The organism is Bacillus sp. REN3 (genome assembly GCF_017912555.1).
Lineage (GTDB): Bacteria > Bacillota > Bacilli > Bacillales > Cytobacillaceae > Mesobacillus.
Genome location: NZ_JAERSD010000011.1, coordinates 130,468 through 142,058, shown reverse-complemented (window position 1 = coordinate 142,058; position 11,591 = coordinate 130,468). Strand labels below are relative to the sequence as shown.

At 43.1% G+C, this 11,591-nt stretch carries 8 protein-coding genes; 2 read left to right on the top strand and 6 right to left on the bottom strand.

From position 1 onward, the window contains the following. Positions 1 to 106 precede the first annotated feature (106 nt). The 3 genes from JJQ88_RS11860 to JJQ88_RS11850 are packed head-to-tail and all read right to left on the bottom strand — an operon-like array spanning position 107 to position 3,229. A complete protein-coding gene (locus JJQ88_RS11860; RefSeq protein WP_210366111.1) occupies positions 107 to 529 on the bottom strand; it encodes a GtrA family protein in 423 nt (140 codons plus the stop codon). After that, positions 495 to 1,520, bottom strand: coding sequence for a glycosyltransferase family 2 protein (locus JJQ88_RS11855; protein ID WP_210366110.1), 1,026 nt, complete (start codon positions 1,518 to 1,520; stop codon positions 495 to 497). Before JJQ88_RS11855 ends, JJQ88_RS11860 begins: the two co-directional genes overlap by 35 nt. Positions 1,521 to 1,564: 44 nt before the next feature. After that, a complete protein-coding gene (locus tag JJQ88_RS11850) occupies positions 1,565 to 3,229 on the bottom strand; it encodes a DUF6044 family protein (RefSeq protein ID WP_210366114.1) in 1,665 nt (554 codons plus the stop codon). Positions 3,230 to 3,667: 438 nt separating this feature from the next. Here JJQ88_RS11850 and JJQ88_RS11845 point away from each other — a divergent pair, with 438 nt between their 5' ends. Further along, positions 3,668 to 4,627 carry a magnesium transporter CorA family protein gene (locus JJQ88_RS11845; protein WP_210366109.1) on the top strand — a complete coding sequence of 320 codons (960 nt, stop codon included), beginning with the start codon at positions 3,668 to 3,670 and terminating at the stop codon, positions 4,625 to 4,627. A 227-nt stretch (positions 4,628 to 4,854) separates the two neighbouring features. Here JJQ88_RS11845 and JJQ88_RS11840 read toward each other — a convergent pair whose 3' ends face one another. Further along, the gene (locus JJQ88_RS11840) at positions 4,855 to 6,099 is read right to left on the bottom strand and encodes an MFS transporter (protein ID WP_210366108.1); all 1,245 of its coding nucleotides are present in this window, start codon (positions 6,097 to 6,099) and stop codon (positions 4,855 to 4,857) included. Between the two features lie 331 nt (positions 6,100 to 6,430). Here JJQ88_RS11840 and JJQ88_RS11835 point away from each other — a divergent pair, with 331 nt between their 5' ends. Further along, on the top strand, positions 6,431 to 8,173 hold the full coding sequence (locus JJQ88_RS11835) for an AAA family ATPase (RefSeq protein ID WP_210366107.1): 1,743 nt from the start codon (positions 6,431 to 6,433) through the stop codon (positions 8,171 to 8,173). A gap of 61 nt (positions 8,174 to 8,234) precedes the next feature. Here JJQ88_RS11835 and JJQ88_RS11830 read toward each other — a convergent pair whose 3' ends face one another. Together JJQ88_RS11830 and JJQ88_RS11825 are read right to left on the bottom strand one after the other, a co-directional pair. After that, positions 8,235 to 8,513, bottom strand: a complete 279-nt coding sequence (locus JJQ88_RS11830; protein ID WP_210366106.1) for a YkvA family protein — start codon at positions 8,511 to 8,513, stop codon at positions 8,235 to 8,237. 775 nt (positions 8,514 to 9,288) lie between these two features. Continuing rightward, the gene (locus tag JJQ88_RS11825; RefSeq protein ID WP_210366105.1) at positions 9,289 to 11,571 is read right to left on the bottom strand and encodes an ATP-dependent DNA helicase; all 2,283 of its coding nucleotides are present in this window, start codon (positions 11,569 to 11,571) and stop codon (positions 9,289 to 9,291) included. Between the last annotated feature and the right edge of the window lie 20 nt (positions 11,572 to 11,591).

Genomic DNA, 11,591 nt, shown 5'->3' with positions numbered 1-11,591 from the left:
AATCAACAGCCCTATTCCAGCACAAACCAAAAAAACTGTAGACAAGCTCGATTTCCATCGAGTTTGTCTACAGTCTGAGAAAAGACGCCGTCAGGCGTCTTTTCTTTTATGCTTTCGAATTGAAGACGAACAATTTCTGACCGAAATAATTCGTGACAGTATAAATGCATGAACCAAGTATTATGGCGAAGTTATCTGGACTGACCCAAGATGTCCCCAGCGACAAAACAGCTGATACCGCAAGGCTTAAAGAAAAAGAGAGAATATAACTGGCAAGGATGACCGCAATGAATTTCGGCCCTCCTTTCCGAAGGGAAACATTGCTATTGAAAGTAAATGCCCTGTTCAATATGAAGCTCGTCCCAGCGCCGATTGAGTTCCCGGTGAAAGTTGAGAACCAATAGGGCAGCATCAGACCATTCTGCAGAAAGAGCATGGTAGAAAGACCGATTGTCGTATTCACAGTGCCTACAAGCAGGAACTTGATAAAAGAATTAGCGGTTGCGTACTTCAGCGTTAAATGGTTCATACTCTGTTCCTTCCGCATTCATTTGCCTGCGGGGCAATGGCAAATTGAATAAATCGATGTCAACGATATATTTCGGACGGCGCTTCGTTTCTTTGTAAATTTTCCCAATGTACTCCCCAACCAGACCTAGGGCGATCAGCTGAAGGCCACCAATTAGCCAAATCGAGGTAATTAACGACGTCCAGCCAAGCTGTGTGTTGCCAAATAATTTCAGGACCATGAAATAACTGCCGAACAGCATGCTGACAAAAAAGGAGATGAACCCAACAACTAGGACCATCCTGATTGGAGTTACGGAGAAGGAAGTGATCCCGTCAAAAGCGAATGCCAGCATTTTTTTCAAGGGATATTTGGTTTCTCCTGCAGACCTCTCCTTCCTTTCATAAAAAACAGAAGTGGAATTGAATCCAATCAGCGGGACGATTCCGCGCAGAAACATATTCGCTTCGGCAAAATGCCCAAGCTCTTCTACGGCGCGCCTGCTCATCAGACGGAAATCAGCGTGATTGTATACAAGATTCACCCCCAGGTTTTGCATCAGCTTATAAAAGCTTTCAGCCGTGAATCTTTTAAAGAATGAATCACTGTCCCGTTTGCTCCGGACTCCATAAACAACCTCGAATCCTTTTTTGAATTGCTTGACCATTTCATAGATTGCTGACACATCATCCTGAAGGTCGGCATCAATGGTCACGATGCAATCAGATGCATCCTTTGCAGAAAAAAGCCCTGCAAGCAGAGCATTCTGATGACCGACATTCCTTGACAGCTTCACGCCCTTTACCATTTCACCTTCCAGGCATTCCTTGTAGATGATATCCCAGGTCCTATCCATGCTGCCATCATCAACAAAAAGGATTTTGCTTTTAATGGAGACCATCCTTTTTGTGATCATTCCCCGGAGGCACTGTTTCAACTGGTCGATGGTTTCCTGCAAAACGGCTTCCTCATTATAACAAGGAACGACGATCGTCAAATTTGGTTCATTCATTGCTGCATCCTCCTTGCTGCTCAAGAAACATTGATAGTATGCTTTTAGAGAACTTTATACAGATATATTTTCCATGCGCTTGATTTGGAATGGAAAATCCTATCAAGCCTCATGCCATTCTCGTCTGCGTTATCGATAGGCACCGAAGAAAAGATATACTCCCCACCCATTTCTTTGAACGGCTGCAGGTTCAGTTCGAGATTCATGATCCTTTTTTTCGAATTCTTCTTGAACATGTAATGCTTGCCAAGTTCATCTGTAAACAAATAACAACGCCCACCCCATTCATCAAAATAAACCCGGATCTTTTTATTCTTTTCCAGTTCCTTCGCGATGATTTCCCTGAATTTATATTTGTATTCCAGCGGGTAAAAATTGTTATACGTATCGAGTGTATAGAAGCCATTGTATTGAGAGACCGCTGGATGAAGTCCTATACTTGCGACCCTGTAATCTTCCTGAGGTTTTCCAATATGCTTCCTTATATCCGAAAATAATTCTTCCGCATAAAATTCCCTCACACTGGGTTTGTGTTTGAAGATGATTTCTTCGTTTGTCAGGGCAAGCAGGAACAGTTGAGCACCAATCAGGAATGGAACGGCCCTTCTCCAGCTCGTACCTGCTTCCATCAGGATTTTCAACGAAATCGCGAACAGGATGTAAATCACCAGTGGCCGAAGGAAATGGTAACGGGCAAAATTAAACGTATCCAAGAAATGAAACCTCTCGGTAAGCGGAAGCCACCCTTTATAAAACCAAAAAGCATACCACACTGAAAGCAGAAAATTGAACACGAACAAGAAAACAAAAACCCTTTCCTTCTTCCACAAATCCTTTTTCCAGATCATCAGCAATGCTGCAATGACCACTGGCAGAATGACGAATGTGTGGACGGTCATCGCATGGTGGTGGCCAAGGATGAAGTTCTTGAATGTCAGCCTGAGAGAATGACCGAATGTCAGTCTGGCATGGAAGTATTCGTCCCTGCTATTCGGCTCGTCATCAAATAGGAAAGAATATACAAGCCGATAATCAGCAACGAGATAAACGAGTGTCATATAAGCAATTGCCAGCAAGAACCTCCAGTTCCACCCCTTCCCTCTGATAACATCCGCAAGCCAGAAGATGCCCATCGCACTCAGGAAAAAAAAGAAGCCAAGCACGATGCTTGAGTAAAATGGAAGCAAGGACAGGACCAAATAATTCACAAAACGTTTTTCCCCTTGCCGTATATTGAGCAGAGCCCATAAAGCAAGCGGCATTCCAAGGGTACTCAACATTCCGGATGGCCAGAATGGTGTCAACGCAAAAGCTAATGCCGTACCAACCGTGATCATCCTGCTTCGTTCTTCGGGGAGGATATGTTTTTTTAGAAGCAAATACATACCGATAAAAGCAACAAACCTGGTAATCGCCTGACTTAAACCATATGCCACCATCGTTGGAAATAGAGCATATAGCCACACGATCAATGTATATTCCGTTCCCAATGCGTTCCTGGGCAGGCCATTGATCACCTGGGGAATTTCAGCGGTCAACGGACCTGCAATTTGTCCGCTTTCCGCGAGGACCCTGTACCATGCTATGTTTGAATCCAAATTGTCATGGACTCTGATGTGGGCATCTTCCCCCAAAATAAAATAAGGAGAAACAAAGATAGCGATTGCAATAAGGGAAGCGATGACTAAATGTCGCTCTTTTACCTGCAAGTAAGACAATTCCTTACACCCCAAATTTCAAATTTACATTCTATAAGGTTCACTGATTTTCCTGAAACTATTCCATCTCATTCCAAAAAAGGACAGTTCAATTAAGCGTACAGATAAATTGAATACTTAATAAACGATGATTGAAAACAGGACACCATCATGATCGGTAAAGACTCAATAACCTGACTGGCATTTCGATTTTCCAGCATTTACTGCCTCCCTATTAAAAGGAAGAAGAATCCATTTTGCCATGAAAAATGAAAGAACCAAGACATCTTACCTTGCTGTACGAATAAAGATTATTCTATTGAAAAAAACTCCGGTGATTCTCTAGCGAATTCGAAAACATTCATTTTGCTGTTATCAAAGCTTAAAGTGCTGGATAATCACAAATTCCTGGGAAATGATAAGAAATAATGCGCCGAAAGGAGGCATTCCATGCTTCGTTACGACTGTGCTACTCATACAATTACGAAAGAGGATCGTTATTCATTCTCCGCTGGATCAACTGGCGAAATAGTATGGATCCATTTTAACCCTGCCGATGAACAAGGATTCCTTAACGTCATTCAATTGCTTGATATCCACCCTCTAGCAAAAAAGGGACTGGATCATTTCAGTGATATTCCTAAAATTGATGTATTCAGAAATGAAGCAATCATCTCGCTTTTTGCTATTGAGGATGATTATACCCAGGCGAAAGTCACTATATTGATTGGAGACAATTATGTCATTACAAAAGAAGAAGAGAATATTCATCTGCTGGGCGAACTTGAACAGCTCTTTACAGACCATCCTGAAAAAATGGCCACTCCAGGGAAGCTCCTATTTTACATATTCGATAAAGTGGCCAGCATCGATTTAAAAATGATAGACAACATTTCGGATCGTATCCAGAGCCTGGAGAGAGAGGTGTTTGACCGGCCATTCGCCAATGGTATTGCCCGTAGTATCCATCGCTGGAAAACGGTCCTTCATGAATTGAGGCAAACAATCGAGGCACAGGATCAGGTCATGGATACAATTGGCAGGGGCGATTTGCGCTTTGTTGATGAAGACACATCCTATTACTTTAAAGAATTGATCAACCGATACAGCCGGGTAGTGGGAGCACTTGATACCTTCAAGGATTCCCTTGACAGCATTTTCAACCTGCAAATGACGTTGAAATCAGACCATGCCAACAGCATTATGAAAACATTGACCCTCGTAAGTGCGATTTTTCTTCCAATGACGTTCATCGCTGGTTTATATGGAATGAATTTTGAATACATGCCGGAATTGAAATGGAAGTTCGGATATGGATATGCCCTTGTACTCATGTTTGGCACAGGAGCATTGATCTCTGGCATTTTTCGGGTTAAAGGCTGGTGGGGAAAGAAAAACGAATCCGATTGAAAAAGTTTCTCGAAAAATCGAGGAAAAGATTTGGCAAGAATCCTTTCTGATGCTTCACGGCGGGACATTCTCCGAAAATCCTAGCCCCCAATGAAAAGCGCGGATGCTGTAAGGGAATTTATTGGCTGCTTTAAGAGCCGCAATATTAACGAACACAGATTCAGACTTACAAAGACGATATAAATGAAAAAGCTGTACAGTTTCTCAAGAGCCTGTACAGCTTATGTTCATCCTTTTTCAGAAAGCTCAGTCTTAGAATCAATAACAAATAGGTTCTGTTTAGACTGAAGGAATACAACTGTGAATAGGAAAACGGCGAGAATTATTCCAATCCCGGAAAACGCAATGGTAACAATCTGAAGTTCGATTATTTCCGCCAAATAACCTAGCAGCAGAGTCAAAATGATTTGGAAAATAGCCTGAAAAAAACCGAAAGCACTGCTAAATCTCCCCATCAGTCCCAAAGGCACATTGTTCTGGAAGAAGGTTGTGTAGCCTGTGAAAGAAAAGGGCGAGAAGAATCCCACGATGATAAAGCCGATGACAGCCAAAGACACTGTTGCAGAACTAGAAATATAGAGCAGTAAATAGCCGGTAACAGACAGGAATGACCCCATGCCAATCAGCATGCGGACTGAGAGCCGGTTAGCCAGTGCAGAAACCGTAAAAGAGCCTGCGACATATCCGGCACCAGTCAAACTGACCAAAAGACCGTAATTTTTCTCCGATAAGCCTACGACCTGCTGGATGAAAGTTACCTCCTGGGAATCCAATGCAAAGGAAATCAATGTAATGAATTGGAAAATCAAGAACACGAGCATGAAGCCTGCTGCTGTTTTTCCAAATTCATAAACTGACTTCCAATCATTCATGATCATCCGCATTGTGATTCTTTCCCTGACCTGTCCATCTGTATGCTCTTTGTCTACATCAGGCAGCAGGGAAATCGCGATAGCGCATAGAAAGAAGGTTACTGAGTTAATATATATGCTTGTATCAAGACTTCCATACATGATCAATATTCCAGATACACTCGGCCCGAGCAGCATGGCACCTGAGGTCGTAAAAGAAAAGATGGAATTAAACCGCTTCCTCTTCTCTGGCGGGACAAGTTTCGCGATGTAAGTTTCAGATGTTGGAGCAAAAAACGCACCAGCTACGTTTGTAAGGAACATGATAATGTAAATGGGAACCATCGAAGTAAAGAATGGAATGGCACCGATCAGCAATCCTCTGATCAGATCTATGTATATCATAAGTTTTCTTTTGTTTATTCTATCTATTACAGTGCCAGCCCATGTATTCGTCACCAGGATTGCCAGTGGCCTTATAATGAACAAACCGGCTATGGCGGCAGCCGATCCCGTCAATTTCAAAACCAATAGATTGATTGCTACAAAATAAATCCAATTTCCAATGTTTGAAACCCCTATACCAAAAACGAGCAACAAGGGATTTTTCCAACCCTTCAAATAGATCCCCCCTGAGTGTTCCTTTAATCAGCGTTCTTGTTAATTGTAGCGATTCAGACCGTAACCCGCAATTACCTGCCAAAAATTTCAATATATTAAAAAGAGGGAATACAGAAAAATTTCCCAACATGCCAAAGTGTCACAAACCTTTCACAAAACATCTGCTCAGCAAGATAGATTAAAACCGCTGTATATTCCCACTATACAAGGCTTTTAAACCTTCCCTCCCGCTCTTACATAAATTTACCACTCATACTCAATCGATTTTCCTATTTATAAGGCTTCCATATTACTTATAATGGTATATAGATTCGATAAGGAGCTGACAGTATTGAATTCCAATTCCAAATTGATCTCAAAGTTTCTTCCGCTCTTTGCGGTGTTTATGGTGATTTTGGCAATAGCTGCGACATTAGTGACTCAAAATGCTGATGAAAAGGTATCAATCCCTTTTTCATCATTAGTAATTAAAGCTGAAAACCTAGGAACGGAACCAGCTACTCTAAAAGAGTATGAAAATGGAACACTCATATTGGAAACAGAAAAAGCAACCTATGTTTCTCAAGTGCCGCCAGGCAGTGAAATGGTCGATAAAATACTGGCTGAAAATAACATCAGCTATGAATATACAAGCAACAGCAAATATGGAGCGTGGATTCTCGGAGGTGTCCTCGTGCTCCTGATGGGTGCAGTCTATGTGATCCAAAAGAAAACGGGTGGCATTGGTACCGGCAATAGAATGAGGAACAGCGTATCAAAAACCAGCCCTTTGCCTAACATTTCTTTTGAGGATGTCGGCGGCCTTGGCGATGAAATGAAGGAAGAAATCCTTCAGACACTGTCGATTCTAAAAGAACCTGAAAAATCTGCCAGGATGGGGATCAAGCCTCCTAAGGGAATCCTTTTGTATGGTCCTCCTGGAACAGGAAAAACCTTGCTAGCCCAGGCAATTGCAAAGGAGCTGAATGCAAACTTCTTCTCTACGAGCGGTTCAGCCTTTAATGAAATGTTCATCGGTGTTGGTGCATCACGTGTCCGCAGTTTATTCCAAACTGCCCGCAAACAAAGTCCTGCGGTCATCTTCATTGATGAAGTCGATGCACTTGCGGGAAAAAGAAAGCCCCATGGCGGTGAGGAAGCTGAGAAGACATTGACAGAACTTCTCGTCCAGCTTGATGGTGGCCACTCAAATGACGGAATTTTGTTCATCGCAGCAACGAACAGGAAAGATATGCTTGATGATGCCTTCCTAAGACCAGGAAGGATCGATTTCTCATTCAATGTCCCTCTTCCTGATACAAAGGGGCGGAGAGAAATCATCGACATCCATATTAAAAACAAGAATCTCGCAGATGATGTCACAGCATCACTATGTGACCTTGCAGAAAGCACATCAGGTTTCTCAGGCGCTGAACTTTACTCCCTATTTGAAACGGCAAGCAGGCGTGCACTCCGCAATGGGCAAGACTATATTGCCAAGAACGATATCGACTATGCCCTGGACAGGACAATTCTTGGCAGCACATCCCGTTCACTTCAGGATGCTGAAACAAAGCGAAGGGTAGCGATTCACGAAGCTGGACACGCCCTCGTTTCTTCCGTTACAAAGCCTGGTTCTGTCCGCAAGGCAACCATTATCCCAAGAGGACAGGCACTCGGATACGTTGCGCCCATTCCTAAAGAACTTCAACTATCAACGACAAGTGACTTGATTGACAGGATTGCGATGATTCTGGCGGGCGGAGTTGCAGAAAGAATCTTCTTAGGTGAGCATAGCATTGGTGTCAGCGGAGATGTGCAGCAAGCAAAGCAAATCATTGAACAAATGGTTGACACTGGTTTGCTGCAGGAAGGATTCTCCCTAACCTTTTCTAAAGGATTGAAGGAAACTAAGATGCAGGAGTTGTTTGATGATGCTCTGGAAAAATCAGAGCGAATCATCAATGCCCATCAGCTACAATTCGAAAGGCTGGTCGAAGCTCTCCTCAAGAAAGAAACACTTGAAGGCTCGGAAGTAGAGGGAATCGTGCAGGATAAGGCGATTTATAAAGAGGATGACTATATGATGGCGTAAATTACCCGCCGGGACATAAGAAACGGCTTCCAATATGGGAAGCCGTTTTTCTGCACAAAGGTTACTCATTCATTTTATATTTCTCCTTCAATTCGACAGGTGCCATTTTGATGATTTGCTGGAGAATGACCAACAACACACCTACGTCATCCACGATACCGAAAAATGTAATAAAATCAGGGATGATATCAAATGGCAAAAGGAAATAGCCGATGATCAAACCAATGGAAAGCAATTTCCGGGTCAACGGTACTGATTTTGTTGTGAAGAATTCTATTAAGAACGGTATAAATTTCCTGATTCTGAATATGAGACGAATCCGCTTAAGAAATTTTTTCATGCTGTCTTCTCCTCCCTACTTTACATTCAATCATATCCTATAACGCAATCCTTCTACCGTTAATCCTGTAAAAATGTACCCTTTTACTGCTCATTGTGCCTCCAAAGGGAGCGCATCACGCTCTTGCGTTCCCTTTCATTATTCATTACGTCCCCAAAGGGAGCGCATCACCCTCTTGCGATCCCTTTTACTGCTCATTGTGCCCCCAAAGGGAGTGCAACACGCTCTTGCGATCCCTTTCACTGCTCCCTAAGCCTCCAAAGGGAGCGCAACACGCTCTTGCGACCCCTTTCACTACTCATTGCGCCCCCAAAGGGGGTGCAACACGCTCTTGCGACCCCTTTCACTACTCATTGCGCCCCCAAAGGGGGTGCAACACGCTCTTGCGTTACCTTTCACTGCTCATTGCGCCCCCAAAGGGGGTGCAACACGCTCTTGCGATCCCTTTCACTACTCATTGCGTCCCCAAAGGGAGCGCATCACGCTTTTGCGTTCCCTTTCACTACTCCTAAGTTTTACATTGTAGCTGAGGACAAGGTTTTATCATCATCATACAGAAAAGATGTAGTGGGACCTTCTCTGGCTTCATTTGATTTTAATGAGGTGCGGATAGATTTTCAGCCAGTGCTAGTTCTGAAAAAAAGGGATGGTGAAACAGCATTGGAAAAGCGGCTGTAGTTTCAAATGATTTAAGGGATCATGACTGAAACTGAGGAAATCACTATCGATGATCTTTGTAATGAACAGATGGAAATGGGTATCATGAACGCCCTTTTTAGATGACTCTGAAATTACGCCACTCTACGGGCAGCATTTGTTGGTACTTGGCATGCAGATAGCGGTCATCGACCAGGATGATCGTTCCTGTGTCCGTTTCAGAGCGGATCAATCTCCCTCCTGCCTGAAGGACTTTATTCATTCCTGGATAAATATAGGCGTAATCATAGCCGTTTTTCCCAACCTTAGAAAAATACGTTTTTATTAGATCACGTTCAAATCCAATCTGCGGCAGGCCGACTCCCACAACAATGACTCCATTCAGCCTGTCTCCTTTAAGATCGACACCTTCTGAGAATATGCCCCCGAGAACAGCAAAGCCTATAAGTGAATTGGTATTTTCATCCTGGAAGCTGTTTAAATAACCTTCACGATCTCCTTCCCTCATGCCTGGGCCCTGAATTATCGTGTCAATTCCTGTATTCCTTGCTGCCCATTCGTCTGCAACGGAATTTAAATATTTATATGATGGGAAGAAGACCAAATAGTTTCCAGGCGTGCTCTTCACAGCCTTCTCAATCGTGTCTGTAATCGTGCGGATTGACTTCTCCCTGTCATGAAACCTGGTTGATAGGGATTTTATAAGAACAACAACCTGCTCGCTAGTAAATGGAGAATCAATGGAAATACGGTAATCATGTTCATCTCCGCCAAGCATATCGTTGTAGTATTTGAATGGGCTTAATGTCGCGGAGAAAAGAATAACCGCTTTGAACTGTTTGGCAGCCTGTCTGATAAAATGGGAAGGATCCAGACAAAATTGTTTTACTTTAACATCATTCCCGTCAAGTCCGGCATACAGAGCATAGTGCTCATCGAATTGTTTACTGATGCGAATCCAACCCTGACAGGCAAAATAAGTGTCGAGGAGGTGTTCAGGGAATTCGTCAGCCTGGACCAGTTTCCTTTCGGCATAATCAATGAACTCGGCAATCAATTCATTAAGTCTATCAGCATCCTCATCGAAAACAGCGGCCTTAACTGGGCTTATCCGTTTCTTGATCTGTATGAAATACTCATTGATATTCTTGCAAACATCAGACAATCGTCGATCCTTATCTTTGTATTCCCTTCTCAATTTAAGGAAATCCGCTTTCTCCAATTCAGCTGAAAACATTTCCCTGCCTCTGTCAACAAGGTTATGAGCCTCATCGACAAGCAGGACTGTGCGCTTTTTTTGATCCTCAAACAGACGTTTCAGCGAAACAGTCGGATCGAAAACATAATTATAATCGGAAATCACGGCATCCGCTCCATATGCAAGCTCAAGGGAATATTCAAATGGGCAAACTTTATGTTTCCTGGCATATTTACTGATACACTCCCGGTCGAGATGCTGTTCATTCCGGAGTATATCGAGCACGGCTTCATTGATTCGATCATAATAACCGTCAGCATACGGACAGTATTCCTTTGAACAAATCCCCTCTTCAGTCATACATATCTTATCTTTTGCCGTTATGGAAACAACCTTAAGGAGCAGTCCTTGTTTTTCCAACAACCGGAATGCTTCTTCAGCGCTTTGTCTTGTCGTAGTCTTTGCTGTAAGGTAAAAGAAGCTTTGAATCTCTCCTTCTCCTATAGCCTTGACAGCAGGGAATATAGTAGAAATGGTTTTGCCTATCCCGGTAGGAGCACTCGCAAAAAGAACCTGCTGGTCGACGATGGTTTTATATACTGCGCCAGCGAGGAGACGTTGCCCTTTCCGATAAGCGTCGAACGGAAAGGAAAGCTGGTTTATGCTGGGATTCCGGTACTTCACGTGGTTCATTCGTAGTCTCGCGAATGGTGCGTACATCTTGATAAGATGCAGAACAATCCGGTCAAGTTCTCCCCGGCTCCTTGTCCTTTTAAATCGTCTGATTTCATTTGTACTCTTTTGGACATAGGTAAGTTGTATATCAATCAATTCAATATCTGTTTGCTGCAAATACATATAGGCATAACAATCAGCCTGTGCCCAATGGACCGGATAGGAATCCTCATCAATCAATTCCAGTGATAGAGATGTTGACTTTATTTCATCAATCGTTATTCTTTCCCCTGAATGAAGAAGACCGTCGCAGCGCCCTTCAATGAGGTAAAGAATATCCTCATATTCGATGCTTGACTTTAGGAAAACCTCGCTTCGATCGGATTCATGGTAGTTTTTTTGAATCTCCCGATGAATCCTGGCTCCTTCCGTGAACGAACTGGAAGTTTTGAAACCTGATTGAATGCTTCCGCTCCTGTATACATATTCGGCCAGTGTCCTAACCGGAACTTTCACTTCATAGACCATCCGTTCACCAACTTTAATCT

Bases quoted from the DNA above. Each gene is read 5' to 3' on its own strand.
- JJQ88_RS11830 (WP_210366106.1), bottom strand. From the start codon at position 8,513: ATGAAAAAATTTCTTAAGCGGATTCGTCTCATATTCAGAATCAGGAAA.
- JJQ88_RS11860 (WP_210366111.1), bottom strand. From the start codon at position 529: ATGAACCATTTAACGCTGAAGTACGCAACCGCTAATTCTTTTATCAAG.
- JJQ88_RS11845 (WP_210366109.1), top strand. From the start codon at position 3,668: ATGCTTCGTTACGACTGTGCTACTCATACAATTACGAAAGAGGATCGT.
- JJQ88_RS11855 (WP_210366110.1), bottom strand. From the start codon at position 1,520: ATGAATGAACCAAATTTGACGATCGTCGTTCCTTGTTATAATGAGGAA.
- JJQ88_RS11825 (WP_210366105.1), bottom strand. From the start codon at position 11,571: ATGGTCTATGAAGTGAAAGTTCCGGTTAGGACACTGGCCGAATATGTA.